Source organism: Methylobacterium sp. CM6246, from assembly GCF_054818005.1.
This window is the reverse complement of the sequence record NZ_JBTXKY010000001.1, coordinates 4,631,645-4,657,230: the sequence shown is the minus strand read 5'-3', so window position 1 is coordinate 4,657,230 and position 25,586 is coordinate 4,631,645. Positions and strand designations below refer to the sequence as shown.

Annotated in this window: 21 protein-coding genes; 16 read left to right on the top strand and 5 right to left on the bottom strand. The window is 69.2% G+C overall.

What is annotated here, in order from left to right; all coding sequences use genetic code 11:
- Positions 1 to 100 precede the first annotated feature (100 nt).
- Positions 101 to 1,120 (bottom strand): SDR family oxidoreductase, encoded by a 1,020-nt coding sequence (locus tag ACYQPG_RS22525; RefSeq protein WP_147938188.1) that lies wholly within the window; start codon positions 1,118 to 1,120, stop codon positions 101 to 103.
- A gap of 192 nt (positions 1,121 to 1,312) precedes the next feature.
- Here ACYQPG_RS22525 and ACYQPG_RS22520 point away from each other — a divergent pair, with 192 nt between their 5' ends.
- The 5 genes from ACYQPG_RS22520 to ACYQPG_RS22500 all read left to right on the top strand — a co-directional run bounded on the left by ACYQPG_RS22520 (position 1,313) and on the right by ACYQPG_RS22500 (position 9,129).
- Entirely contained in the window at positions 1,313 to 1,573 is a 261-nt protein-coding gene (locus ACYQPG_RS22520; RefSeq protein WP_419830260.1) for a hypothetical protein, read from the top strand.
- 357 nt (positions 1,574 to 1,930) lie between these two features.
- On the top strand, positions 1,931 to 5,344 hold the full coding sequence (locus ACYQPG_RS22515; RefSeq protein ID WP_419830259.1) for an acyl-[ACP]--phospholipid O-acyltransferase: 3,414 nt from the start codon (positions 1,931 to 1,933) through the stop codon (positions 5,342 to 5,344).
- A gap of 103 nt (positions 5,345 to 5,447) precedes the next feature.
- Positions 5,448 to 5,726 carry a hypothetical protein gene (locus ACYQPG_RS22510; RefSeq protein WP_246692607.1) on the top strand — a complete coding sequence of 93 codons (279 nt, stop codon included), beginning with the start codon at positions 5,448 to 5,450 and terminating at the stop codon, positions 5,724 to 5,726.
- A 153-nt stretch (positions 5,727 to 5,879) separates the two neighbouring features.
- A complete protein-coding gene (gene pbpC, locus ACYQPG_RS22505; RefSeq protein ID WP_461231797.1) occupies positions 5,880 to 7,940 on the top strand; it encodes a penicillin-binding protein 1C in 2,061 nt (686 codons plus the stop codon).
- A 145-nt stretch (positions 7,941 to 8,085) separates the two neighbouring features.
- The gene (locus ACYQPG_RS22500; RefSeq protein WP_461231796.1) at positions 8,086 to 9,129 is read left to right on the top strand and encodes a cytochrome-c peroxidase; all 1,044 of its coding nucleotides are present in this window, start codon (positions 8,086 to 8,088) and stop codon (positions 9,127 to 9,129) included.
- Positions 9,130 to 9,288: 159 nt separating this feature from the next.
- Here the strand turns inward: ACYQPG_RS22500 and ACYQPG_RS22495 are convergent, their stop codons facing one another.
- Both ACYQPG_RS22495 and ACYQPG_RS22490 read right to left on the bottom strand, forming a co-directional pair.
- Positions 9,289 to 9,726 carry a hypothetical protein gene (locus tag ACYQPG_RS22495; RefSeq protein WP_419830256.1) on the bottom strand — a complete coding sequence of 146 codons (438 nt, stop codon included), beginning with the start codon at positions 9,724 to 9,726 and terminating at the stop codon, positions 9,289 to 9,291.
- A complete protein-coding gene (locus ACYQPG_RS22490) occupies positions 9,723 to 10,559 on the bottom strand; it encodes a nucleotide-binding protein (protein ID WP_461231795.1) in 837 nt (278 codons plus the stop codon). Before ACYQPG_RS22490 ends, ACYQPG_RS22495 begins: the two co-directional genes overlap by 4 nt.
- 989 nt (positions 10,560 to 11,548) lie before the next feature.
- Between ACYQPG_RS22490 and ACYQPG_RS22485 the strand changes: the two genes are divergently transcribed.
- The gene (locus ACYQPG_RS22485) at positions 11,549 to 12,601 is read left to right on the top strand and encodes a hypothetical protein (protein ID WP_147907330.1); all 1,053 of its coding nucleotides are present in this window, start codon (positions 11,549 to 11,551) and stop codon (positions 12,599 to 12,601) included.
- 8 nt (positions 12,602 to 12,609) lie between these two features.
- Here ACYQPG_RS22485 and ACYQPG_RS22480 read toward each other — a convergent pair whose 3' ends face one another.
- Together ACYQPG_RS22480 and ACYQPG_RS22475 are read right to left on the bottom strand one after the other, a co-directional pair.
- Positions 12,610 to 13,326, bottom strand: coding sequence for a MarC family protein (locus ACYQPG_RS22480; RefSeq protein WP_419830255.1), 717 nt, complete (start codon positions 13,324 to 13,326; stop codon positions 12,610 to 12,612).
- A 50-nt stretch (positions 13,327 to 13,376) separates the two neighbouring features.
- The gene (locus ACYQPG_RS22475) at positions 13,377 to 14,111 is read right to left on the bottom strand and encodes a methyltransferase domain-containing protein (protein ID WP_147907332.1); all 735 of its coding nucleotides are present in this window, start codon (positions 14,109 to 14,111) and stop codon (positions 13,377 to 13,379) included.
- Positions 14,112 to 14,290: 179 nt separating this feature from the next.
- Here ACYQPG_RS22475 and gloB point away from each other — a divergent pair, with 179 nt between their 5' ends.
- From gloB to ACYQPG_RS22425, 10 genes are all read left to right on the top strand, one after another.
- On the top strand, positions 14,291 to 15,067 hold the full coding sequence (gloB, locus tag ACYQPG_RS22470; RefSeq protein ID WP_147938195.1) for a hydroxyacylglutathione hydrolase: 777 nt from the start codon (positions 14,291 to 14,293) through the stop codon (positions 15,065 to 15,067).
- Positions 15,068 to 15,375: 308 nt separating this feature from the next.
- Positions 15,376 to 15,993 (top strand): TetR family transcriptional regulator, encoded by a 618-nt coding sequence (locus tag ACYQPG_RS22465; protein ID WP_238261510.1) that lies wholly within the window; start codon positions 15,376 to 15,378, stop codon positions 15,991 to 15,993.
- A gap of 426 nt (positions 15,994 to 16,419) precedes the next feature.
- A complete protein-coding gene (mdh, locus tag ACYQPG_RS22460) occupies positions 16,420 to 17,382 on the top strand; it encodes a malate dehydrogenase (RefSeq protein WP_147907334.1) in 963 nt (320 codons plus the stop codon).
- Positions 17,383 to 17,499: 117 nt separating this feature from the next.
- Entirely contained in the window at positions 17,500 to 18,696 is a 1,197-nt protein-coding gene (sucC, locus tag ACYQPG_RS22455) for an ADP-forming succinate--CoA ligase subunit beta (RefSeq protein ID WP_147907335.1), read from the top strand.
- A 2-nt stretch (positions 18,697 to 18,698) separates the two neighbouring features.
- Positions 18,699 to 19,583 carry a succinate--CoA ligase subunit alpha gene (sucD, locus tag ACYQPG_RS22450; protein WP_461231794.1) on the top strand — a complete coding sequence of 295 codons (885 nt, stop codon included), beginning with the start codon at positions 18,699 to 18,701 and terminating at the stop codon, positions 19,581 to 19,583.
- 158 nt (positions 19,584 to 19,741) lie between these two features.
- Positions 19,742 to 22,732, top strand: a complete 2,991-nt coding sequence (locus ACYQPG_RS22445; protein ID WP_461231793.1) for a 2-oxoglutarate dehydrogenase E1 component — start codon at positions 19,742 to 19,744, stop codon at positions 22,730 to 22,732.
- Between the two features lie 97 nt (positions 22,733 to 22,829).
- Positions 22,830 to 24,170, top strand: coding sequence for a 2-oxoglutarate dehydrogenase complex dihydrolipoyllysine-residue succinyltransferase (gene odhB / locus ACYQPG_RS22440; RefSeq protein WP_419830253.1), 1,341 nt, complete (start codon positions 22,830 to 22,832; stop codon positions 24,168 to 24,170).
- Between the two features lie 62 nt (positions 24,171 to 24,232).
- Entirely contained in the window at positions 24,233 to 24,478 is a 246-nt protein-coding gene (locus ACYQPG_RS22435; protein ID WP_147909299.1) for a DUF4160 domain-containing protein, read from the top strand.
- A complete protein-coding gene (locus ACYQPG_RS22430; RefSeq protein ID WP_461231792.1) occupies positions 24,475 to 24,789 on the top strand; it encodes a DUF2442 domain-containing protein in 315 nt (104 codons plus the stop codon). The genes ACYQPG_RS22435 and ACYQPG_RS22430 overlap by 4 nt, the downstream gene beginning before the upstream one ends.
- Positions 24,790 to 24,797: 8 nt before the next feature.
- Positions 24,798 to 25,547 carry an SDR family oxidoreductase gene (locus ACYQPG_RS22425; RefSeq protein WP_419830251.1) on the top strand — a complete coding sequence of 250 codons (750 nt, stop codon included), beginning with the start codon at positions 24,798 to 24,800 and terminating at the stop codon, positions 25,545 to 25,547.
- Positions 25,548 to 25,586: the final 39 nt, after the last annotated feature.

Here is a 25,586-nt window from a genome sequence, read left to right as displayed (position 1 = left end):
CTTCGGGGGTGGAACCGCCCGAAGCATCGGGCGACGCCCGACACCAGGGGTCCGCCCTGGACCTGCAAAAGATCTCAGACCTTTTGAAACCAGGAGGTGTCTAGTGGGTCCGGTCAGGTAGCGCAGCGCGCCGCGAGCGGGAGGCCGCCACGGCAGCGCCGGCGAGACCCAGCAGCGCGAGCCCGGCCAAGCCGCCGACCACCGCGTCGCGGGTGCGGCTGGTGACGAACTCGCTGCGGGTCGATTTCATCCGATCGTTGAACCGCCCATCGATGCCGACATCGCCGGGCACCGGGTCGAACAGGTTGCCCGCCATGTCCGGGATCGTCGTGTCGGACAGCTGCGCCGACCACATCGTGGCGGCCTTACGGTCCGCCAGCGCGGGGGCGAGCGCCTGGGCGGCAGCCATCATCATCGACGAGCGCCCGACCCAGACTTCCCGGCGCGGGTGCTCGGCGGCGTATACGATCGCCTCCGCGCAGAGCCGCGGATCGAACACCGGATCCGGGGCATACTGGCGGTGGCCGGTACGGTTGCGCGCCCAGTTGAACTGCGGCGTGTTGACGGCCGGCAGGTAGACCACGCTGAGGCTCACGGCGACGTTGTCGTGGAGCAGTTCGCAGCGCAGGGCGTCGGTGAAGCCGGAGACGGCGAACTTGGCCGCACAATAGGGCGCCTGGAGCGGCGCCGCCCGGATCGCCAGACCCGAGGAGACCTGGATGATCGCGCCGCGGTTGCGCCGCTTCATGTAGCGAAGCGCCGCGAGCGTACCGTAAACCTGGCTCAGGTAGGTGGTCTCGGTGACCCGCCGGTACTCATCCGGCGTGATCTGGTCGGCCGGGTTCACCACGGTCGCCATGGCGTTGTTCACCCAGGCCCGGATCGGGCCGAGCTCGGCCTCGATCCGGGCTGCGGCCGCATCGACGGCCTCGGCATCGGCGACGTCCGCCGCGATCGCCAGGACCGGCTGACCGTAGGCAGCGAGCGCCCGCTCGGCGGCGGCGAGCCGCCCGGGATCGCGCGCCACCACCGCCACCGACCATCCGCCGGCGGCGAAGCGATGCGCGGTCGCGAGCCCGATTCCGGCGGTCCCTCCGGTAACGACTGCAACCCGTGCCATCCTGGCCTCGCCTGAGTGGAGAAAATCGCAGCGGCAACGGGTGCCGACGCCCACGGTTGCGCCGCACCGCCGTGCCGGAACGTCACGGCCACCGGTCTTTTTGGAACCCGGCGCGCAACGTCCGCCGACGAGCGCTGTTGATCCTGCGTAGTCACGCGCTCTCGGCGTGCAGCCGGCCTAAGGATCGCAGGCATGCGCTACGGACGACGGTTCTCCCTGCCGATCGATCCCTGGCCGCAAGCCTCGCTGGGTGAGCGGATGTCCGTCGGCCTGGTCCTGACCTTGCTGCTGCTAGTGCCGTTCTGCGCTGCCAGCGCAGTGATGGTCGTGAGCGCGGCTATCGGGACTTACATCGCCTGGTCCTACGATCTCGGCGCCTCCCTGCGGAGCGCCATTGAGCGCCAAGTCGGCAAGCTCGCAGACAGGCATGGCCGGATCGTCCGGAAAGCTTGACCCGAAACGTGACAGCAATCGGGCTCGGATGTTGGCTGGCCTCGTGCGCCTGCAGCGACCCGATGAGATATCAAGATCGAACCGGAGCCGGCTTGCAAAGCTTGACCCATCATCGGTCGGATTGGGTCACCTGCACTGAAGCCCCGCTCCGTCTTTGCAAGCAAAGCGCGCTGAGACAGCGGGCGATCTCCCAACCTTGACGCAGCACCGGCACGATTCCTCGCGCTCTCGAGGACGAAACTGTCGGGATGACGCGCAAACCGGTGTATGGCGACCCCACAACCACCGCGTCACGCAGGTCCGATTTGACCTCGACGCATCGAGTGGGCCAGTCAGGTTCGGAACCGAGAGATCGCCATGTTCCGTTCCCTGATGAGTGCCCGGCGCTTCGCGCCGCTGTTCTGGTGCCAGTTCTTCTCGGCGTTCAACGACAATTTCCTCAAGAACGCGCTGGCCTTCCTGATCCTGTTCGGGATCGGCGGGCAGGCGGATGCCCATGCCGGCGTCCTCGTCACCTTGGCGAGCGCGGTGTTCATCGGGCCGTTCTTCATCCTGTCGGGCCTCGGCGGGCAATGGGCCGACCGGTACGACAAGGCGCTGATGGCCCGGCGGCTCAAGTTCGCCGAGATCTTCGCGGCCGGCACCGCGGTGATCGGCTTCCTGCTGCATTCGGTCCCGGTGCTGTTCGTGGCGCTGGGCCTGTTCGGGACGATCGCGGCCCTGTTCGGGCCGATCAAGTACGGGATCCTGCCGGACCATCTGCGCCGCGAGGAGCTGCCGGCCGGCAACGCGCTGGTCGAGGCCGCGACCTTCCTGGCGATCCTGCTGGGTACGATCGCGGCCGGCGCGGCCTCGGCGATGGGCGGCTCCGGCCTGGTGTTCGGTGCCCTGGTGATGGGCTTCGCGGTCCTGTGCTGGCTCTCGGCCCGGATGATCCCGCCGACCGGGGAGGGGGCGCCGGACCTGCACGTCGATCGCAACGTGGCGCGCTCGACCGCCTCGCTGCTGCGCGACCTCTGGGCCGACACGCGCCTGTGGCGCGGCTCCCTGACGGTGAGCTGGTTCTGGCTGGTCGGCGTCGTGGTGCTGTCGCTCCTGCCGGTCCTGGTGCGCGACGCCTTCAACGGCACCGAGACCGTGATCACCCTGCTGCTGGCACTGTTCTCCGTCGGCATCGCGGTGGGATCGGGGCTCGCCTCGTGGCTTGCCAGCGGCCGGATCGTGCTTCTGCCGACGCCGGTCGGGGCGGTTCTGATGGGCCTGTTCGGCCTCGACCTCGCCTGGACGATCGGACATCTTCCGCCGCCGTCCACGGCGGCGATCGGACCGTTGGACTTCCTGCGGACCGGCGACGGCCTGCGCACCGCCATCGGGTTCCTCGGCCTCGCCATGTCGGGGGGCCTCTACATCGTCCCGTCCTTCGCGGCCGTGCAGGCCTGGACCGAGAAGGCGATGCGGGCCCGGATCATCGGGGCGGTCAACGTCGTGACCGCGGCATTCATGGTGGCCGGCACCCTGGCGCTGGCGGCCCTGCAGGGCGCGGGCCTGTCGATCGCCAGCCTGCTCGCGGTCGTGGCGGTGCTGAACCTGATCGTCGGCGCCGTGGTGTTCGCGACCCTGCCGACCAGCCCGTTCCGCGACGCGCTCTCGATCCTGTTCCGGGCCTTCTATCGGCTCGAGGTCCGCGGACTCGACAACGTCGCGGCGGCCGGGCCGAACTGCATCCTGGCGCTCAACCACGTCTCGTTCCTCGACGCGCCACTGGCGCTGTCGCTGCTCGACCAGGAGCCGGTCTTCGCGGTCGACAGCGGAATCGCGCAGCGCTGGTGGGTGCGGCCGTTCCTGCGGGTCACAAGGGCGATGCCCCTCGACCCGACCCGGCCGCTCGCCACGCGGACGCTGATCAACGCGGTCAAGAATGGCGAGACCCTGATCATCTTCCCCGAGGGACGGCTCACCGTCACCGGCAGCCTGATGAAGGTCTACGACGGCGCCGGGCTGATCGCCGACAAGTCGGGCGCCATGGTGGTGCCGGTGAAGATCGACGGATTGGAGCGTACCGCGTTCTCGCGCCTGTCCCGCGGGCAGGTCCGCCATCGCTGGTGGCCCAAGGTGACCGTGACGCTAATGCCGCCGGTGCGGCTCACCGTGGATCCGGCGCTGCGCGGCAAGGCCCGGCGTCAGGCGGCCGGGGCAGCCCTCTACGGCATCATGTCCGACCTGCTGTTCCGCACGGCCGACACCGACCGGGGCCTGATGGCAGCGCTGATCGAGGCCGGGGACCGCCACGGCTGGCGCCGCACCGCCGTCGAGGATCCGGTCACGGGCCGCCTGTCCTACAGCCGCCTCGTCCTCGGCGCGAACGTGCTCGGCCGCAAGCTGATGCCGCTCGCCCCGGAAGGCGGCCGGATCGGCGTGATGCTGCCCAACGCCAACGGCGCAGCCGTAACCCTGTTCGGCCTGGCCTCGGCGGGCCGGGTGCCGGCGATGATCAATTTCTCCGCCGGCGCGGCCAACGTGCTCTCGGCATGCCGGGCGGCGCAGGTCGACAAGATCCTGACCTCCCGGGCCTTCATCGAGAAGGGACGGCTCGGCACCCTGATCGAAGCGATCAAGGGACAGGTCGAGCTGATCTACCTGGAGGACGTGCGCGCCACCGTCACGACGCCGGACAAGATCCGCGCCCTGCTGGCCGGGCGCAAACCCCTGGTGCGGCGCACGGGCGAGGATCCGGCCGCGGTGCTGTTCACCTCGGGCAGCGAGGGTACGCCCAAGGGCGTGGTGCTGGCCAACCGCTGCATGCTCGCCAACGTGGCCCAGGTTGCGGCCCGGATCGATTTCGGCCCGACCGATAAGGTCTTCAACGTACTCCCGGTGTTCCACGCCTTCGGGCTGACCGCCGGGCTGGTCCTGCCGCTGGTCTCGGGGGTGCCGGTCTACCTGTACCCGTCGCCGCTGCACTACCGGATCGTCCCGGAGCTGATCTACGGCTCCAACAGCACGGTCCTGTTCGGCACCGACACGTTCCTCGCCGGCTACGCCCGGGCCGCGCACGCCTACGACCTGCGCTCGCTCCGCTACGTCGTGGCCGGGGCCGAGGCCGTGAAGGAAACGACCCGCAAGACCTGGGGCGAGAAGTTCGGGCTGCGGATCCTGGAGGGCTACGGCGTCACCGAGTGCGGACCCGTCGTCGCGCTGAACACGCCGATGTTCAACCGCTTCGGCACGGTCGGGCGGATCCTGCCCGGGATCGAGACCCGCCTCGAGCCGGTGCCCGGGATCGACGATGCCGGCCGCCTGTCGGTGCGAGGCCCCAACATCATGCTGGGCTACCTGCGGGCGGAGAAGCCCGGCGTCCTGGAGCCGCCGCCGGGTGGCTGGCACGACACCGGCGACATCGTAGCGATCGACGCCATGGGCTTCGTGACGATCAAGGGCCGGGCCAAGCGCTTCGCCAAGATCGCCGGCGAGATGGTGTCGCTCGCCGGCATCGAGGCGCTCGCGGCCGAGCTCTGGCCGAACCAGCCGAGCGCGGTCGCGGCGGTGCCGGACGCGCGCAAGGGCGAGCGGCTGGTGCTGTTCACGCAGGAGAAGGGCGCGACGCGTCCCGCCTACCAGAGCTTCGCCAAGGAGCGCGGCGCCTCCGACGTGGCGATCCCCGCCGAGGTGGTGGTGCTGGACGCGATCCCGATGCTGGGCAGCGGCAAGGTCGACCAAGTCTCGGTGGTCAAGCTTGCGCACGAGCGGGCGAAAGAAACGGCGGCTGCCTGACCGGCCATCCCATCCCACCCCCGCGCGTCCCCCAAACGGGGGATGCGGGCGGCATCGCGTTAGCATGGTATCACGAATACAGTCATGATTCGATCAATCTTGAGTGATCGAGATTCAGGGACTGAATTCCGCGATTCGCGCGTGTGTCGACGAGGGGTTGATCATGCAAAAGGGCAGGCGATTTCCGATCTGGCTGACTCGGCGGGCCTACTTCAAGCGTCTCGAACGCTGGGCGAAGCCCGGCAAGGCGCGCAAGCCCGCGCCGCCGAGCGCCGAGATCGCGCCTGCAATGCTGTCGTCCAACGTCGTGCCGTTCCCGATCCACCTGGCCCAGGCGAGCCGGCCGGCTTTCCCGGACCTGCGCGGCGTCGGCATCGGCTGAACCGACGCCCCGGGCCTTGCCTGCCGCGGCGGATCGTTGAATCTGTGCGCCCTGGCAGACCCGGGATCTGGAGGATGCGTGCCGCACCATGGGCCTGATCCCGGCGCGGCCGCCGCGTCCAGGCTTCGCCGCGCGGCCCGCGCGGGCCTCGCGATGGCGGCACTTCTGGTCGTGCTGGTCTTGGCCGGCGCCGGGCTGGTCTGGCGCTACGCCGCTTCGCTGCCGCCCCTCGACCTGGCGGCGGCCTCGGCGCGCTCGACCGTGGTGCTCGACCGGTCCGACACGCTGCTGCGCCCCTTCGCCACCGCGGACGGCCGCTGGCGGCTTCCGGCCAGAGCGGCGACCGTCGATCCGCGCTACCGGGCGATGCTGCTGGCCTACGAGGATCGGCGCTTCGAGACCCATCCCGGCGTCGACCCGATGGCGATCCTGCGCGCCGCCGGTCAATGGCTGGGGCATGGCCGGATCCTGTCGGGCGGCTCGACCCTGTCGATGCAGGTCGCCCGCCTGGTCGAGCCGCGCCACGGGCGCTCGCTGGAGGCCAAGGTCCGTCAGATGGCGCGGGCTGTGACGCTGGAGCGGCAGCTCGGCAAGGCCGCGTTGCTCGACCTCTACCTGGCGCTCGCCCCCTATGGTGGCCCGCTCGAGGGCGTCCGGGCGGCGAGCCTGGCCTATTTCGGGCGCGAGCCGGCGCGGCTGACGGCGGCGCAGGCGGCCTTGCTCGTCGCCCTGCCACAATCCCCAGAGACCCGCCGGCCGGACCGCTTCCCGGGCCGCGCCCGGGCCGCCCGCGACAGGGTGCTCGATCGGGTGGCCGGGCGCGGGCTGATCAGCGTGGCCGAGGCCGCTGCCGCCAAGGCAGAGCCGGTCCCGACCGGGCGGAAGCCGTTCCCGATGCTGGCCGCCCACGCCGCCGAGGAGGCGGTCGCGGCCGAGCCCGGGACGGCGGTGATCCGCCTGTCCATCGACGGGCGGCTGCAGGCGCGCCTCGAGGACCTGGCCGCCGAGCGTGCCGCCGCGACCGGACCGGCCCTCTCGGCGGCCATCGTCGTGCTGGACAACCGCGACGGCCGCGTGCTGGCCCAGGTCGGCAGCCCCGGCTACCTGGATCCGAGCCGTCGGGGCGCGATCGATATGACCCTGGCGGTGCGCTCGCCGGGCTCGGCACTGAAGCCGTTCATCTACGCCATGGCCTTCGAGGACGGCCTCGCTCATCCCGAGACGTTGCTGGAAGACCGCCCGGCCCGGTTCTCCGCCAGCTATGCGCCCGAGAACTTCGACCTGACCTTCCAGGGCACGGTCACGGCGCGGCGCGCCCTGCAGCTCTCGCTGAACGTGCCCGCGGTGGCGCTGATGGAGGCTGTTGGGCCCGCACGCTTCATCGCCCGGCTGCGGGCGGCCGGCGCCGGGATCCAGCTGCCCCGCGAGGCCGCCCCGGGCCTGCCGGTGGCGCTGGGCGGCCTCGGCATCACGCTCACCGACCTCGCCCGGCTCTATGCCGGCATCGCCCGGGGCGGCGGAGTGCCCGACATCCTGCGCCGGGCCGGGGGAGTCGCCGGAGCGGGCACGGAGCGCCGGGTCACGGAGCCGGTCGCGGCGTGGTACGTCGCCGACATCCTGCGCGGGACGCCGCCGCCGGAGAACGCGCTGTCGAGCCGCATCGCCTACAAGACCGGCACGTCGTTCGGCTATCGCGACGCCTGGGCGGCGGGGTTCGACCGGCACGTCACCGTGGCGGTCTGGATCGGGCGGCCCGACGGTGCCGCGGTCCCCGGCCTCGTCGGGCGGGTGGCCGCGGCCCCGATCCTGTTCGATGCCTTCGCGCGCCTCGGGATCGAGCCCGAGCCGGTCCCGCAGCCCCGCAACGCCCTGAGCGCCACCGAGGCCGGCGGCTTGCCGCCGCCGCTCCGGCGCCTGCGCCGCGACGGGGCGGAGACGGCCGGCCCCTCCCTCAAGATCGCCTATCCCCCGGACGGGGCCCGGATCGATCTTGGCCTCGCGGCCGATCCGGCCGGGCATGGGGACGGAGGTCCCAGCCTCGCCCTCAAGGCCCTCGGCGGCGTCCCGCCGCTGACCTGGCTGGTCGACGGCCAGCCGGTGGCCCAGACACCCCGCCGGCAGGCCGCGTGGGTCCCGAACGGCGCCGGATTCGCGCGGATCTCGGTTCTCGACGCCACCGGAGCGAGCGACAGCGTCTCCATCCGCCTGGAGTGAAGTGCCGCCGCAGCGTTGCCGACGATCAGAGGCGCCGGGACGCGACATTATGTGCGGGCTAATACGGCCACCAATGTCAGTCTTCATACGAAGATTCATCGGTCATCAACGAATACCGGCCTAATGCTGGCCAGTGAGGTCGGTGATGGCTTGGAAGGTCGGCGCCGCGATCGCGGGGCTTCTCGGGTTGGTGGGTGTGACGGCTGGACTCGGCGGCGGTGCTGATCCGCGCCGGGCCGGCTGGCGCGAGACCTATCGGTCGCCTGCCGAGATCCCGTTCCCGGACGAGAACCCCTACTCGGCCGCCAAGGCCGACCTGGGCCGGCGCCTGTTCTTCGATCCGATCCTGTCCGGCGATGGCACCCGGGCCTGCGCCACCTGTCATCTCCCCGATCTCGGCTGGGGTGACGGGCGCGCCCGCGCCGCGACGCGGATGCAGGGCGACATGGACCTGCGCACGCCGACGCTGATCAACATCGCCTGGCAGGACGGCCCGATGGGCTGGGACGGAAAGTTCAAGACCCTCGAATCCGTCGCGGCGATGCCAATGATCTCGCCGTCCAACATGAACCTGCCGTTGGCCGATGCGCTCGCCCGGCTGTCCGCCGACTCGAGCTACGCGGTCGCCTTCGCCACCGCATTCAACGATCCCGCCATCACCCGGGACCGGCTGGAAGCGGCGCTGGCGACGTTCGAGCGCCTGATCGTGACCGGGACGAGCCCGTTCGACCGCTGGATCGCCGGCGACGAGGCCGCCATTGGCGAGCCGGCTAAGCGCGGCTTCGACCTGTTCAACGGCCGGGCCGATTGTGCCGGCTGCCATTCCGGCTGGTCGTTCACCGACAACTCGTTCCACGACATCGGAGTTGGCACCGGCAACGATATCGGCCGGGGCCGCTTCAAGCCCACATCGGTCGCCCTGCGCTACGCTTTCAAGACCCCGACCCTGCGGGAGATCGGCCGCCGGGCCCCCTACATGCACGACGGCTCGTTGGCGACGCTGGAGGCGGTGATCGACCTCTACGACCGCGGTGGGATCGAGCGCCCGAGCCGCTCCCGGGCGATCAAGCCGCTCCATCTCAGCGCGACGGAACGCGCGGACCTGCTGGCGTTCCTCAAGACGCTCTCGACCGAGGCGGCCCCCGACCTGACGACGGCATCATTCACCACCGCGGTCCCGGCGCCGTGACGGCGGCAGCGTAGATCACCGCCTCATTCCAGGGCGCCGCAGGCGAGCCCGGAACGACGAGCGGGTTGCTTTGGCACGACGGCAACATCCAAGCCGCGGAGACGCATCGCGTTGTCTGCCGCCCAACACCGAGCCCCGATAGGCTCGCGACGGCGACCGTCAGCGCGCCAGCCCCGGCTGCGGCGCTCCGATCGCGCGCCGCTCGGTCGCTTCAGGCGCGACGCCGACGCGAGCCTCGATGACCGCGTAGCGATGGGAGAGGTTCGCGAGGCTGACGATGATCCACACGCTGCCCAGCAGGCTCGCCGCCAGCACGCCGAGCAGGACGTAGACCGTGCGGGTGTTGCGCCGTACTTCGACCGACAGGTCCTGGGCGAGGTCCCGGTTGCCCTGGAACAAGGCGTCCCGCGCGGCGACCAGCTCGTTGTGCATCTCGCTGATGACGTGGGTGGCGTTGTAGAGCAGCAGCAGGTGGACGACGAAATCGTCGTCTGTGGTGGTGTTGAGGGCGGCCGCGACGCGCACGGCGAGCTGCCGCTCCCAGGGCAGCAGCTCCCGGCCGTGGACCGTCCGGTAGAACCGCTCGAGGTTGTTCACGGACGGAAGGCCTCGCGCCAGGCCGTGTGGAAGTTGCGCCGCAGGCGCCGGCCCTCGACGCGCAGGCGCATCGGCGCGGTCGTCGCCAGTTCCAGCCAGGTCGTGTGCTGGATCCGCAGCGCCTCGATCAGGCGCTCGCCGATCCGCTCGATCTCGGTGGCGCGGAAGTTCGGTTGCGCCCGCAGCTGCCGCACCACGTCGGAGGCTTCCAGATAATCGAAGTTGGTCGCCTGGGCGGTGTTCTTGGCGAGGATCGCCCGGTCGCATTCGAGCAGCAGCGGACGGAGTTCCCGGAGTACGTCGAGGGCGGTGGGATCGACGGCACCGGCGGCCACGACCACGCAGAGGCGGATCTTCTCCTCGCGGCAACTCTCGACGATGATCTCGGTGCTGCGCCGGGTCGTCTCGGTGTCGCCCGCTGGGAAGTCGACCACGACGAAGCGCTCGGCGGCGTCCGACACGCGCTCGATCAGGTCCTGGACCAGGGTCGGATCGACGCGGCCGGTGGAGTCCTCGGCCCGCAGGCGCTGCCGGAAGCAGGACACGCCCGGATGGCGCGGCATGAAGCTCTGGCTGCCCGGGTCGGTCTCACGCATCAGCGCCGTGTGGAAGTGCCGGTTGGCCGGGTCGGTGTCGACCGCAAGGACCGGCCCGACCTCGGCACAGAGATCCGCGATCTGCAACGCGATGGTCGTCTTGCCGACGCCGCCCTTGCCGCCCAGGCACAGGATCAGGACCTTGGTGTTGCCTGGGCCGAGCAGATCCTGCTGGATGTCCTGAAGCTCGGACGGGGTGTACCAGGCCGGAACCTTGAGCTGCGTGACGTCGGTCATGAAAGTCTCCTCGGGTTGAAGGGCGCAGGTCGGCGTCCGCGCGGGCGCTGCTGCGCCGGGCCGGGACGGTCCTGCAGGGGTTTCAGGGTCGGTATCGTCGATCCGGGCTCGTCCGGCGGGCAGCCGGGCCGCCTGTCTGCGCACGGTCGATCGCCGACCGGGACGCGGTGAACGGGCCTCGCGACGGCGGGAGAGCGGGGCCGCGGTTTTGGGCGCTTGGGCCGGGCACGCTCAAGCCGGACGTCCGCCCAGGCATCGGCCGATCGCTCGCCCACCGCCCGATGGCCGGCGATCCCCGCACAGTGGCGCAGTGGACGCGGGATGGCGGAACCGGATGTGGCCCCGCCGTGGCATAGCGCCGTACAGGTCGGGACCCGAAATGTTTGCCCTCGTCACGCCTCGCACTCCGTTGCCGGCCCGGTGCCGCGGCGGGACCGCGTCAGTTCGTCGTCTGGCCAGCGTCGCGCAGGAGCGAGAGTTCGCCCAGCGCGGCGCCAGAGGCAAGCCTATAATCCGAACTGTTGACAGCTTATCCGTGCGTATGATCGCAATTCCTCAGACTCAGTTCGCAAAAAATATCTCTTTCTTCGATAAAATTCCATCATCTTAGATTTTAGATACGTATTTATTCAAATTTATATATCTAGCACACGTCAATATACGCGGGATCTTAGGCTAAATATTGACAAATGCTCGGATGATACATCTTGGTCATCGAGGCGTATTGGGACGCCACCGCTGGCGGCGCGTCCTCAGATCCCGTCTCGAAACACGATTGCGGTTGCCGGTGAGGCTCAGGACGGCGGATGGCTTGCCGTTTCCGGATCCGGGATCAGGCCATCGCGGGACCGGCGCGCGGCTCGGCAACGCTTGAAATCCACAGCGTTAACCTTCCACTCATATTCGTTAATAAACCATTGGCGAGAAGCCTATTAACCTATCTAAATAGAGCGGTAACCACGGTGTCGACATGCACCGGTGAGGCTCCGATGCTACCAATCAAGACAAAGCGCACGTCAGCCGGATACGCTCTCACCGCCGCCGGAGCCGCGAGCCTCGCGGCCACCGGCGAGGCCCAGGCCCACGTCAAATGGTTCTGCGCCTACGACGTCGCCGGGCAGCCCCAGGGCCTCGAGCAGGTGCTGTGCGCCAACTTCGAGGGACTCACCGTCCTGGCTCTGGTGTGCCTGATGTTCGGGTGCCTGGCCGAGGGCACGCCGCTGGGCGGCGCCCTGCTCAACGCGCTGGATCGTGTGACCTCCCGGGTCCGGACCGACACCGAGCTGCTGGTCCGCGCCACGCTGGGTTTCTTCTTCGTCTCGCTCTGGGAACTCGGTGGCATCATCCTCACCCCCGAACTCAAGACCGACGTCGCCTGGATCCCGTGGTTCCAGCTCGCGCTGGCCGCCGGCCTGATCTGGCGCCGAACCATGCCGCTCACCGGCCTGGGCATCGTCTTCCTGTTCAGCTTCGCCACGGCGCAATACGGCGTCTTCCACTTGGCCGACTACCCGATCTTCCTGGGCGTGGCCGTCTACCTGATCTGCCGCGGCCTGGACCTCTCGCCCTTCGGCGTGCGCCCGCTCGACATCGTGCGCTGGACCGCCGCCATCACGCTGATGTGGGCGTCGATCGAGAAGTGGGCCTATCCGGAATGGACTGCGCCGCTAATCGCTGCCAAGCCGCAGATGACGCTCGGCGCCACCCCGGAACTGTTCATGCAGGCAGCCGGCGTCATCGAGTTCACCCTGGCCTTCGCGCTGCTCTGGACCCCGCTGGTGCGGCGCGCATCGGCGATCATTTTGGCCGCGATCTTCGTCTCGGCGGTGTTCGAGTTCGGCAAGGTCGATGCGATCGGGCATTCCGGGATCATCGTGGTGCTGATGGCAATCGCCGCCGACGATGTCCGGATCGCGGTCCGGGCCCGCCACGTGGTGCTGGCGCCGGCCTGGTACGGGGCCGCCCTGGCGCTCTTCCTCTTCCTCTACTACGCGGGCCACGCGGCCCTGTTCGGCGGGCTCGACACCCTGCCGGTGATCTGAGGCGCGGATCAGCGCGCTGCGAGGAGCGGCGCGAACACGTCGGTCAGGCCGGTGATCAGGATCTGGGTCCCGACGCAGAGCAGCAGGAACGCGAACAGGCGGCCGGTCACCCGCGCCCGGGCCGGGCCGATCAACGCCACCACCCGGTCGGCCGAGGCGTAGATCAGCGCCACCGCGAGCGCCACGACGAGAGCCGCCAAGGTGACGCCGAGATAGAAGCCGAACCGGTCCGCGTAGGCGGCGGGCCGGTTCGCGCCCAAGCTGATCGCCACCGCAATGGTGCCGGGCCCGGTGGTGAACGGCAGGGTCAGCGGGAAGAACGCGATCTCGGCCAACGGCGCCGGCGCCGGGTCGCGGCTCGCCTCGATCAGGGTCGTCGCCCCGCGGTCCTTCGAGCCGGACGCTTCGGCCTGCTTGCGGGCCTCGCGCGCCTCGGGGCGGTTGAGCTGGGTCCAGGCCGAGGACATCACCACCAGTCCGCCCGCGATCCGCAGGGCCGCCAGGGTCACTCCGAAAAAGTTGAGGATCGGTGTGCCGGCCCAGAGGGCGCCGAGCATCACCAGGGCGGCGTAGACGCCGATCTTGCGCGACAGCAGCACCCGCTCGGCATGGCTGTAGGCGGTGGTCACCTGCGCGAAGATGAAGGCCCCGCCGATCGGGTTCACGATCGCGATCAGGCCCGAGAAGGCGAGCAGGAACTGCTGGATTGTGAAATCGATGCTCATCAGGGCCGCCGCCTAGCCCAACAGGCCTCCGACGACCAGCCTATCGCTCTTCAGCCCGGCGACGGCGCGGGCACCAGCACCCGCGCGGGGGCGAGGCGGCGGGCGCGGCGCACCTGCTGGACCGCGATCGGTCGGTAGAGCTGCTTGGTCGCGTGGACCACGTGCAGGCCGGCGAAGGGCAGGGCCAAGCCTGAGCCAAGCCGCTCCCAGGCGGGACCGGTGCGCAGCATCAGCCGCGAGCGCACCGGCGGCATGTACAGGGTCTCGGCCCAGCCCTCGGGTGAGAACAGCGTGTCCCGCATCAACCGGCCGAGCTGCGAGCGGCTGTAGGGCTGGCCGTGGCCGAACGGCGTCGCCTCGCGCCGGGCCCAGACGCCGCGCCGGTTCGGCACCACCAGGATCATCCGGCCGCCCGGGGTGAGAGTGCGCCAGACCTCCTGCAGCAGTTCCGTCGGGCTCTCCACCGATTCGAGCGCGTGGACCAGGACGACCCGGTCGATGGCGGCCTCGGGCAGCGGCATCATGGTCGGGTCGGCCAAAGCCGTGCAGGACCGGCCGGTGCCGGGCCAGTTCACCACCCCTTGCGTCGCCGGCATGAACGCCAGGGTGCGCTCGGCGATGCAGTGGATCGGCCCGAGATACGGCGTCGCGTAGCCCAGTCCGAGGACCCGCAGGCCCGAGACCGAACCCAGGAACCCGTGAAGGGCGCGGGCGACGACGCGGTGCGTCTCGGCCCCCAGGGGGCTGGCATAGAAGGCGCGCAGGCCGTTGACGTCGAGACGCATGGACGAACAGGACACCGAGCCCGGGACGATGATCAACCTCAATGGTGAGACGCGATGCGCGCCGCAAGCGCCATCGATCCCCCCGGCGAAGGAACCCGCTCGATTGCCGCCGGTTCACGGCTGACGTTTCGCGCTGCGACGCGCCGGTGCAGTGTCGCAGCCCCGGGAGAGGGAATCCGATGGCTGCCGAGACCGAGATCCGAACCTTCCTGTGCCGCAGCGACAATATCGGGGTCCTGATCCGAGATCCGGCCACCGGCGCCTGCGCGGCGATCGACGTGCCGGAGGCCGGCCCGGTCCTGAAGGCCCTCGACGAGACCGGCTGGCGCCTGACCGACATCCTCGTCACCCACCGGCACGGCGATCACATCGAGGGCATCCCGGCAGTGAAGCGGGCGACCGGAGCCCGGGTGGTGGCCCCCGCCAAGGCGGGCGGCGCGGTGCCGGAGGTGGACATCACGGTCCGCGAGGGCGACACGGTGCAGGTCGGCGGGCTCAAGGCCCAGGTCTGGGAGACCCCCGGCCATTGCGCCGACCACGTCACCTACTGGTTCGCCGAGGCCGGCCTCGTCTGCTCCGGCGACACGCTGTTCACCCTCGGCTGCGGCCGGGTGATGGAGAGCCCGCCCGAGACCTTGTGGCGCTCCCTGCGCCGGTTCGAGCAACTGCCCGACGAGACCCGCGTCTTCAGCGGCCACGATTACGTCTTGTCGAATGCCCGATTCGCACTGGCGGCGGACCCGGAGAATCGCGACCTGATGGCGCGCAAAGTGGAGGCAGACCGTGCGAAGGCCGAAGGACGCTTCCTGATTCCCTCGACCATGGGCGCGGAACGCGCGACCAATCCGTTCCTGCGCAGCAGCCTGCCTGCCCTGGCTAGATCAGTCGAACTCGGAGCCGGCACAGATCCGGAAGCGGTGTTTGTGGCACTGCGTGCGTGGAAGGACCGCTTCTAGAGGCGGTGATAACCAAGAAAATTTTGTTGCGTTCTCAAGCCGAACTGACCCATACCCTGTGCAAGCGGTACCAATCCGCTAAGTCAACGGGCTCCCGGGGGGAAGCCGTAACGTCAACGCGAAGCGCCGGGACGCTTCCGCCGGTCTGATGGGGGTCCGTCTCGCCCTACCACCTGTCCACCTCCCGCCTTCCGCTTCCGTTCCTTAAGCCAGAATCCGACGGGGCTAAGGACGAGGCGCTCAGCGCAAAGACCAAGATTCCTGCAAGCGACACGACCGCCAGTGACGCGCTTCGCGACACCGGCGAGGTGGCAACCCCGTCGCGTCCCCGCGCGCCGGTCGCGGCCGATGTGCGGCTGCTCGGCATCGCCACCGAACACCTCTCCCGCCTTGGGCCCAAGCGCGTGACGGTGGTGGCCGTGGCGGCGGAAGCCGGCATGACGCACGCCAACGTCTACCGCTACTTCCCGTCGAAGGACGCGCTCCTCGACGCGGTGGCAGGGCGCTGGCTGCGCGAGGTCGAAGCCCGGCTCGCCGGCATCGCCGACGCACCCGACCCGGCCGACGACAAGATCGAGCGGCTGCTCACCGCCCTGGCCACGGTGCAGCGCGACGCGCTGTTCGACGAGCCGAACCTGTTCGCGGTCCATCTCGACGCCACGGTGTCGGCCCGGCCGATCGCCCGGCGGCACCGGGTGCGCTTGCGGAGCCTCGTCGAGCGGGTGGTCGAAGAGGGAATCACCTCGGGCATCTTCTCGGCCCGGGACCGGGAGCGGGCGATCGCCTACATCTTCGATGCGAGCTACCGCTTCACGCATCCGTTGGCGATTCAGCACGATGCCGACGTACCGCGCGACCTGATCGAGGCGCGATTCGGGGCGGTGATCCATGCGATCCAGCGGGTCCTCCGGTCCGGGATCCTCTGAGGACGGACCACACTCGAGTGTTGGTCGACAACGCATCGAAAGGCCCGGACATCGCGTCCGGGCCTTTCGCGTTTTTGGCCATGATGGTGCACCATGACCCAGCGAGTTCGACCGCCCTGAATTTCCTGAAATGACAGGATCTCGGATCTGTTATCTGAGCTTTGCCGCACCGGCGGGGCCGGGTGCAGTGCACCTAAAAGCCTCGCCGCATTGGCGTTTCGTCGCCCGGACTTGCGCCCTCCACGTCAGGCCCGGGCCAGCCCGGCCGAGTCTGCAACGGTCCATCGGGTTGAAGCGACGAGGCTTTTCGGCCACACAACCGCGCAGATTCCAGAGCGGCGAATCCCGCGCCGGCACCGACCAGTTGACGGTCCCGGCGCCTCGCCGATCCCACCGAAGATGACACGCAGCGGAGGTTGATCCGACATGGCTCGCAACAAGATCGCGCTCATCGGTGCCGGCCAGATCGGCGGCACCCTGGCCCTCCTGGCTGGCCTGAAGGATCTCGGCGACGTGGTGCTGTTCGACATCGTCGACGGCGTGCCGCAGGGCAAGGCGCTCGACATCGCCGAGGCCGCCCCGGTCGAGGGTTTCGACGCGACCTACGCGGGCGCGAGCGACTATGCAGCCATCAAGGGCGCCGACGTGGTGATCGTCACCGCCGGCGTGCCGCGCAAGCCCGGGATGAGTCGCGACGACCTGATCGGCATCAACCTCAAGGTCATGCAGGCGGTGGGCGAGGGCATCAAGGCCTACGCCCCGGACGCCTTCGTGATCTGCATCACTAACCCGCTCGACGCGATGGTCTGGGCCCTGCAGAAGTTCTCGGGGCTCCCCACCAACAAGATCGTCGGCATGGCCGGCGTGCTCGACTCGGCCCGCTTCCGCCACTTCCTGGCCGAGGAATTCAAGGTCTCGGTCGAGGACGTCACCGCCTTCGTGCTGGGCGGCCACGGCGACGACATGGTGCCGCTCACCCGCTACTCGACGGTCGCGGGCGTGCCGCTCACGGATCTGGTCAAGCTCGGGTGGACCACCCAGGAGAAGCTCGACGCCATGGTCGAGCGGACCCGCAAGGGCGGCGGCGAGATCGTCAACCTGCTCAAGACCGGCTCGGCCTTCTACGCGCCGGCCTCCTCCGCCATCGCCATGGCCGAGAGCTACCTGCGCGACAAGAAGCGTGTCCTGCCCTGTGCCGCCTATTTGGACGGCCAGTACGGCGTGACCGGCATGTTCATCGGCGTGCCGATCGTCATCGGCGCCGGCGGCGTGGAGCGCGTCCTCGAAGTCACGTTCGACCCGGCCGAGAAGGCGATGTTCGAGAAGTCCGTCGCCTCGGTGACCGGCCTGATCGAAGCCTGCAAGAGCGTCGACGGCAATCTCGCCTGATCACGGGGCGAATAGCGAATAGGGTTTGGCGATTGGTGACCCAGCCGAGGTCCTATCGCACTCTAGAAGCTACTCGCTATTCGCTACCCCCTACTCGCTCCTCCGTATGAGGTCCCGATGAACATCCATGAATACCAGGCCAAGGCCGTCTTGAAGGAGTTCGGCCTGCCGGTCTCCCGCGGCGTCCCGATCTTCGATCCGTCGGAGGCCGAGGCCGCCGCCAAGGAGCTCGGCGGCCCGGTCTGGGTCGTGAAGAGCCAGATTCACGCGGGCGGCCGCGGCAAAGGCACGTTCAAAGGCGCCCCGGAGGGTGCGAAGGGAGGCGTGCGCGTCACCAAGTCGATCGACGAGGTGAAGCTTTACGCCGGCGAGATGCTCGGCCAGACCCTGGTGACGATCCAGACCGGGCCGGCCGGCAAGCAGGTCAACCGCCTCTATATCGAGGAGGGCGCCCAGATCGCCGAGGAGTTCTACCTCTCGATGCTGGTGGACCGCGCCACCGGCGGCGTGGCCTTCGTGGTCTCCACCGAGGGCGGCATGGACATCGAGGCGGTCGCCCACGACACGCCCGAGAAGATCCACACGATCCCGGTCGATCCCGCCACGGGCGTGATGCCCCATCACGGCCGCGCGGTCGCCAAGGCGCTGGGCCTTTCCGGCGCCCAGGCCAAGGAAGCCGCCTCGCTCACCGAGAAGCTCTACGCGGCGTTCGTGTCCAAGGACATGAGCATGCTGGAGATCAACCCGCTGGTGCTCACCGCCGACGGCCACCTCAAGTGCCTCGACGCCAAGATCTCGTTCGACTCGAACGCGCTCTACAAGCATGCCGACATCGTCGCGCTGCGGGACGAGACCGAGGAGGACGCCAAGGAGATCGAGGCGTCGAAATACGACCTCGCCTACATCGCGCTGGACGGCACGATCGGCTGCATGGTCAACGGCGCCGGTCTGGCCATGGCCACCCTCGACATCATCAAGCTCTACGGCGAGAGCCCGGCCAACTTCCTCGACGTCGGCGGCGGCGCCTCCGAGGAGAAGGTGACCGCGGCGTTCAAGATCATCACCGCCGACCCGCAGGTGAAGGGCATCCTCGTCAACATCTTCGGCGGGATCATGAAGTGCGACGTCATCGCCCGCGGCGTCATCGCCGCCGTCAAGGCGGTGGGCCTGCAGGTGCCCCTGGTGGTGCGCCTGGAAGGCACCAACGTCGAAGAGGGCAAGGACATCATCCGGGGCTCCGGCCTCAACGTGATCCCGGCGGACGACCTCGACGACGCCGCCCAGAAGATCGTCGCCGCCGTGAAGGGAGCCTGATCATGTCGGTGATGATCGACGCGAACACCAAGGTCATCTGCCAGGGTTTCACCGGCAAGAACGGGACCTTCCACTCCGAGCAGGCCATCGCGTACGGGACCAAGATGGTCGGCGGCACCAGCCCCGGAAAGGGCGGCGCGAGCCATCTGGGCCTGCCCGTGTTCGACACGGTCGCGGAGGCCCGCGAGGTCACCGGCGCCGACGCCTCGGTGGTTTACGTGCCGCCGCCCGGCGCCGCCGACGCGATCTGCGAGGCCATTGCCGCCGAGATCCCGCTGATCGTGTGCATCACGGAGGGCATCCCGGTGCTCGACATGGTGCGGGTTAAGCGGGCACTGACCGGCTCGAAGTCGCGCCTCGTCGGCCCGAACTGCCCCGGCATCGTCACGGCCGGCCAGTCGAAGATCGGCATCATGCCGGCCAACATCTTCCGCCAGGGCTCGGTCGGCATCGTCTCGCGCTCGGGCACGCTGACCTACGAGGCCGTGTTCCAGACCACCAACGCCGGCCTCGGCCAGACCACCGCGGTGGGCATCGGCGGCGACCCGGTGAAGGGCACCGAATTCATCGACGTACTGGAGCTGTTCCTGGCGGACCCGAAGACCGAGTCGATCGTGATGATCGGCGAGATCGGCGGCTCGGCCGAGGAGGAGGCTGCGCAGTTCCTGCGGGACGAAGCCAAGCGCGGGCGCAAGAAGCCGATGGTCGGCTTCATCGCCGGACGCACGGCGCCTCCGGGCCGCCGCATGGGCCATGCCGGCGCGATCATCTCGGGCGGCAAGGGCGGCGCCGAGGACAAGATTGCCGCAATGGAGGCGGCCGGCATCCGTGTCTCGCCGTCGCCGGCCCGGCTCGGCTCGACGCTCGTCGACGTCCTCAAGGGCTGAGGCCAGCGCGCCTGCGTTGCGGCCGGCGCAGGGCCGCGACACCCATATCGACCTCGTCGGGGCGCGCTTTCGCCCCGGGTCAATTTCAGGGCGATCCGCACTGCGAGCGGGTCGCCGACAGGGCAGCCGGCCTGCCCGCGCGACAGGATGAACGGACCATGGCACGCCAGGACGTGAACGAAGCGCTTCTCGAAACCTCGTTCCTCTACGGCGCCAACGCCGCATACATCGAGGAATTGCAGGCGGCCTACGCCCGCAACCCGGTCTCGGTGGATCCGGAATGGCAGGCCTTCTTCAAGGGCCTGGGCGAGGACGAGACACTCGTCGAGAAGAACGCCGCGGGCGCGTCCTGGGAGAAGCCGAACTGGCCGGTGCCGGCGAATGGCGAACTGGTTTCGGCGCTCGACGGCAATTGGGGCGCGCTCGAGAAGGCGATCGGCGACAAGATCGTCGCCCGGGACGCCAAGGAGCCCAAGCCCGGCAAGCCGGTCGACAGCGTCGCCGCCACCACGGGCGTGTCCGTCGAGCAGGCGGCCAAGGATTCGGTGCGGGCGATCATGCTGATCCGCTCCTACCGGATGCGCGGCCACCTGCATGCCAAGCTCGATCCGCTCGGCCTCGCCCCGCGCGGCGACCACGAGGAGCTGCACCCGCAGCATTACGGCTTCACCGAAGACGCCGACTGGGATCGCCCGATCTTCCTCGACAACGTGCTCGGCCTCCAGTTCGGGACGATCCGCGAGATCGTCGACATCCTTGAGCGGACCTATTGCCAGACGCTCGGCGTCGAGTTCATGCACATCTCCGATCCCGCCGAGAAGGCGTGGATCCAGGAGCGCATCGAGGGCAAGGACAAGGAGATTTCCTTCACGCCTGAAGGCCGTCGGGCGATCCTCAACAAGCTGATCGAGGCCGAGGGCTTCGAGAAGTTCCTGGACCTGAAGTACACCGGGACCAAGCGCTTCGGCCTCGATGGCAGCGAGTCGATGATTCCGGCGCTGGAGCAGATCATCAAGCGCGGTGGCGCGCTCGGCGTGCGCGAGATCGTGCTCGGCATGGCGCACCGGGGCCGGCTCAACGTGCTCACCAACGTGATGGCGAAGCCGTTCCGGGCGGTGTTCCACGAGTTCAAGGGCGGCTCCGCGTCGCCGGCCGAGGTCGAGGGCTCGGGCGACGTGAAGTACCACCTGGGCGCCTCGTCCGACCGCGCCTTCGACGGCAACAACGTCCACCTGTCGCTCACCGCCAACCCGTCCCACCTCGAGATCGTCGATCCGGTGGTGCTCGGTAAGGTGCGGGCCAAGCAGGACCAGTGGGCCAAGCCGCATATCCAGCGCGCCAGCGTGCTGCCGCTGCTGATCCACGGCGATGCCGCCTTCGCCGGACAGGGCGTGGTCGCGGAATGCTTCGGCCTGTCGGGGCTTAAGGGCCACCGCACCGGCGGCTCGGTGCACTTCATCATCAACAACCAGATCGGCTTCACCACCGACCCGCGGTTCTCCCGCTCCTCGCCTTATCCGTCGGACGTGGCGAAGATGGTCGAGGCGCCGATCTTCCACTGCAACGGCGACGACCCGGAGGCCGTGACCTTCGCGGCCAAGGTGGCGGTCGAGTACCGGCAGAAGTTCGGCAAGCCGGTCGTGATCGACATGCTGTGCTACCGCCGCTTCGGCCACAACGAGGGCGACGAGCCGGCCTTCACCCAGCCGAAGATGTACCAGCGGATCCGCAAGCATCCCTCGGTGCTGGAGACCTACGGCCGCCGGCTCGTGGACAACGGAACCCTCGACCAGCCGGCGCTGGACGCCCGCAAGGCCGAGTTCCGCCAGATGCTCGACAGCGAGCTCGACGTCGCCACCAACTACAAGGCCAACAAGGCCGACTGGCTCGACGGCCGCTGGTCCGGCTTCAAGGCCGTGCACGAGGACGTCGACGACCCGCGCCGCGGACGCACCGCGGTGCCGGCCGAGACCCTGCAGGAGATCGGCCGCAAGATCACCCAGGCGCCCCCCGGCTTCCACCTGCACCGGACCATCCAGCGGTTCATGGACAACCGCGCCAAGGCGGTGGAGACCGGCGCCGGCATCGACTGGGCGACCGCCGAGGCCCTGGCCTTCGGGGCGACCCTGCTCGACGGCAACCGGGTCCGGCTCTCCGGCCAGGACGTCGAGCGCGGCACCTTCTCGCAGCGCCACGCCGTTGTGATCGACCAGGAGAACGAGCAGCGCTTCACGCCGCTCAACGCCATCCGCGACGGCCAGGCCTCGATCGAGATCATCAACTCGATGCTCTCCGAGGAGGCGGTGCTCGGCTTCGAGTACGGCTACTCGCTGGCCGAGCCGAACGCCCTGGTCCTGTGGGAGGCGCAGTTCGGCGACTTCGCCAACGGCGCCCAGGTGGTGATGGACCAGTTCATCGCGAGCGGCGAGCGCAAGTGGCTGCGCATGTCCGGCCTCGTGCTGCTGCTGCCGCACGGCTACGAGGGCCAGGGCCCCGAGCATTCCTCCGCCCGCCTGGAGCGCTACCTCCAGGCCTGCGCCGAGGACAACATGCAGGTGGCCAACGTCACCACCCCGGCCAACTACTTCCACATCCTGCGCCGGCAGCTGAAGCGGGACTTCCGCAAGCCGCTGGTGCTGATGACGCCGAAGTCGCTGCTGCGCCACAAGCGGGCGGTCTCGACGCTCGACGCGCTGGCCGAGGGTTCGACCTTCCACCGCGTCCTGTGGGACGATGCCGAGGAGGAGGGCGCGCCCAACAAGTTGGTGCGCGACGACAAGATCCGCCGCGTCGTCCTGTGCTCCGGCAAGGTCTATTACGACCTGCTGGAGGAGCGCGAGAAGCGCGGCCTGAACGACGTCTACCTGATGCGCGTCGAGCAGCTCTACCCGTTCCCGCTCAAGGCACTCGCCAACGAGATGGGCCGGTTCCGCAACGCGGACGTGGTCTGGTGCCAGGAGGAGCCCAAGAACATGGGCGCCTGGTCCTTCGTCGAGCCCTACCTCGAATGGGTGCTCGGCCAGGCCGGCTCCGCGGTGAAGCGCGCCCGCTACGTCGGCCGTCCGGCCTCCGCGTCCACGGCCGTGGGCCAGATGTCCAAGCACCAGGCCCAGCTCCAGGCGTTCCTCAACGAGGCGCTGGCGGTCTGATTTTATGGAGCCCGGCGGTCATCCGCCCGGGCGCCGCCGCCCTCAACAATTCCAGGCCGTCCGGCACGGCCCAACCGATCCGGAAGTGCGAAAGACCATGGCTACCGACATCCTCGTCCCGACGCTCGGCGAATCCGTGACCGAGGCCACCATCGGCCGCTGGTTCAAGAAGCCCGGCGACACGGTCGCGGTCGATGAGCCGATCGTCGAGCTCGAGACCGACAAGGTCACCCTGGAGGTCAACGCTCCGGCGGCCGGCCAGCTCGGCGAGATCCTGGTCAAGGACGGTGAGACGGTGGAGCCCGGCGCGCTGCTCGGCTCGATCGTCGAGGCCGGTGCCGCTGCGGCCTCCGGCGGCGGCAAGAAGGCCGCCGCCAAGGAGGCCCCGAAGGAGGCCGCCGAGACCAAGTCCGAGAGCCGCAGCGAGGCGCCGAAGCCGGCCGCCCCCGCGAAGTCCGAGGCGCCCGCCCGGGAATCGTCCGCCGGCTACGGCAACCACGGCGACGCCGGAGCCCCAGCCTCCCAGCGCCCGACCGGCGACAACGGCCCGGCGGTGGCCAAGCTCGCCCGCGAGAGCGGCGTCGATCCCTCCGGCATCAACGGCTCCGGCAAGGACGGCCGCGTGACCAAGGGCGACATGCTCGGCGCGATCTCCAAGGGCCCGAGCCCGGCCCCGGCCGCCCCCGCCAGGGAGGCCCGCCCGACCCCGCCGCGCGCGCCCTCGGCGCCGGACGATGCCGCGCGCGAGGAGCGCGTGCGCATGACGAAGCTGCGCCAGACCATCGCGCGCCGCCTCAAGGACGCGCAGGACACTGCTGCGATGCTGACGACGTTTAACGACGTCGACATGTCGGCCGTGATGGCGCTCCGCAGCCAATACAAGGACATCTTCGAGAAGAAGCACGGCACCAAGCTCGGCTTCATGGGCTTCTTCACCAAGGCGGTGATCGGCGCCCTCAAGGACGTGCCCGCGGTCAATGCCGAGATCGACGGGCAGGACCTCGTCTACAAAAACTATTACCACATCGGCATCGCGGTCGGTACCGATAAGGGCCTGGTCGTGCCGGTGGTGCGCAACGCCGACGACCTGTCGATCGCCGGCGTCGAGAAGACGATCGCCGGCTTCGGCAAGAAGGCCCGCGACGGCAAGCTGTCCATCGAGGACATGCAGGGCGGCACCTTCACGATCACCAACGGCGGCATCTACGGCTCGCTGATGTCGACCCCGATCCTCAACGCCCCGCAATCGGGCATCCTCGGCATGCACCGCATCGAGGAGCGCCCGGTGGTCCGCGCCGGCAAGATCGAGGCGCGGCCGATGATGTACCTCGCACTGTCATACGATCACCGGATCGTGGACGGTAAGGAGGCCGTGACCTTCCTGGTGCGGGTCAAGGAGGCGCTGGAGGATCCGGCCCGGCTCGTGCTGGACCTGTGATCCGGTTTGGCGGGGGAATGATCGTGGCCTCAATTGGAAAGTCTCGCTGATCGCGGCCGACGATCGCCATCGTCGAGGGCGTTCGGATCACGATCTGTCTCAACGATCATCTGCCGCCACATCTGCACGCATTCTTGTCCGGCCAGGAGGCGAAGCATTCGATCATCACGGGCGAAGTCCTCAGCGGGGCTTTGCCGCGTGCGAAGGACAAGGACATCCGGGCGTGGCTGGATGCCAACCGCGAACAGGTTTCCTATGTCTGGCGAGAGATCCGGGCCGGTCGCTACAACGGGGGAATGATCGAATGACGTCGCATCGGATCGCCGCCGTGGAGCCTCTTCATTATCCGGCTCTCCGCGTCACGTTCGATGACGGCATCGCGGGCATTCTGGACTTTTCGGACTCCATTACGACGGGCGCGATCTTCGCGCCGCTCGAGGACGAAGCCTTTTCCCGAACCGTCGCTGTCGGCGATCACGGACGGACCTTCGGCTGGAAACTCGACGCTGTCGGGCGCGAGATCGGTTTCTGCCCCGACACCGCACGGATCCGGATCGAGACCCAGATCGTCGAGGTTCTCGCGAGCCGCTACGAGTCGGCCCACGCGGCAGCCGCATGAGTGAGCCCATGAACAGACCCAACGTCGCCATCGTCACGGGCGGCAGCCGCGGCATCGGGCGGGCGGTATCGCTGCTGCTCGCCGAGCGCGGCTACGCGATATGCCTGAGTTACGTGTCGGACACGGCCGCGGCACAGGCGGTGGTGGATGCGATCACCGCCAAGGGCGGCAAGGCGCTGGCCGTGCGCAGCGATGTCGGCGTCGAGGCCGACGTGCTGGCGCTGTTCCAGGCCGCGGACGGGCTCGGCCGGCTCGCGGCGCTCGTGAACAACGCGGGCGTGGTCGATATGAAATCCGACGTGGCCGACATGAGCGCGGCCCGGCTCCAGCGCATGATGACCACCAACGTGGTCGGGAGCTTCCTGTGTGCCCGCGAGGCCGTGCGGCGCATGTCGACCAAGCGTGGCGGGGCAGGGGGCGCCATCGTCAACCTGTCCTCCGTCGCGGCCCGGCTCGGTGGCCCCGGCCAGTTCGTCGACTACGCCGCCTCGAAGGGCGCGATCGACTCGCTGACCACCGGGCTCGCCCGGGAGGTCGCCGGAGAGGGCATCCGCGTCAACGCGGTGGCGCCCGGCATCATCGCCACCGAGATCCATGCCAGCGGCGGCGAGCCCGACCGGGTCGAACGCCTCGGGCCCGCCGTCCCGATGGGCCGCGCCGGCACCGCCGAGGAGGTCGCCGCGCCGATCGCGTGGCTGCTCTCGGAGGAGGCCGCCTACACCACGGGTGCCATCCTCGACGTCGCCGGCGGCCGCTGAGCCGCCCCCGACACCTCTCTTCTCTTCGACCGCCCCAGG

Coding starts and splice junctions, on each gene's coding strand:
- ACYQPG_RS22480 (WP_419830255.1), bottom strand. CDS start 13,326: ATGAGCATCGATTTCACAATCCAGCAGTTCCTGCTCGCCTTCTCGGGC.
- ACYQPG_RS22500 (WP_461231796.1), top strand. CDS start 8,086: ATGGCTTGGAAGGTCGGCGCCGCGATCGCGGGGCTTCTCGGGTTGGTG.
- ACYQPG_RS22485 (WP_147907330.1), top strand. CDS start 11,549: ATGCTACCAATCAAGACAAAGCGCACGTCAGCCGGATACGCTCTCACC.
- ACYQPG_RS22525 (WP_147938188.1), bottom strand. CDS start 1,120: ATGGCACGGGTTGCAGTCGTTACCGGAGGGACCGCCGGAATCGGGCTC.
- ACYQPG_RS22515 (WP_419830259.1), top strand. CDS start 1,931: ATGTTCCGTTCCCTGATGAGTGCCCGGCGCTTCGCGCCGCTGTTCTGG.
- ACYQPG_RS22475 (WP_147907332.1), bottom strand. CDS start 14,111: ATGCGTCTCGACGTCAACGGCCTGCGCGCCTTCTATGCCAGCCCCCTG.
- mdh (WP_147907334.1), top strand. CDS start 16,420: ATGGCTCGCAACAAGATCGCGCTCATCGGTGCCGGCCAGATCGGCGGC.
- ACYQPG_RS22445 (WP_461231793.1), top strand. CDS start 19,742: ATGGCACGCCAGGACGTGAACGAAGCGCTTCTCGAAACCTCGTTCCTC.
- ACYQPG_RS22425 (WP_419830251.1), top strand. CDS start 24,798: ATGAACAGACCCAACGTCGCCATCGTCACGGGCGGCAGCCGCGGCATC.
- pbpC (WP_461231797.1), top strand. CDS start 5,880: ATGGCGGCACTTCTGGTCGTGCTGGTCTTGGCCGGCGCCGGGCTGGTC.
- ACYQPG_RS22430 (WP_461231792.1), top strand. CDS start 24,475: ATGACGTCGCATCGGATCGCCGCCGTGGAGCCTCTTCATTATCCGGCT.
- gloB (WP_147938195.1), top strand. CDS start 14,291: ATGGCTGCCGAGACCGAGATCCGAACCTTCCTGTGCCGCAGCGACAAT.
- sucC (WP_147907335.1), top strand. CDS start 17,500: ATGAACATCCATGAATACCAGGCCAAGGCCGTCTTGAAGGAGTTCGGC.
- sucD (WP_461231794.1), top strand. CDS start 18,699: ATGTCGGTGATGATCGACGCGAACACCAAGGTCATCTGCCAGGGTTTC.
- ACYQPG_RS22520 (WP_419830260.1), top strand. CDS start 1,313: ATGCGCTACGGACGACGGTTCTCCCTGCCGATCGATCCCTGGCCGCAA.
- ACYQPG_RS22490 (WP_461231795.1), bottom strand. CDS start 10,559: ATGACCGACGTCACGCAGCTCAAGGTTCCGGCCTGGTACACCCCGTCC.
- odhB (WP_419830253.1), top strand. CDS start 22,830: ATGGCTACCGACATCCTCGTCCCGACGCTCGGCGAATCCGTGACCGAG.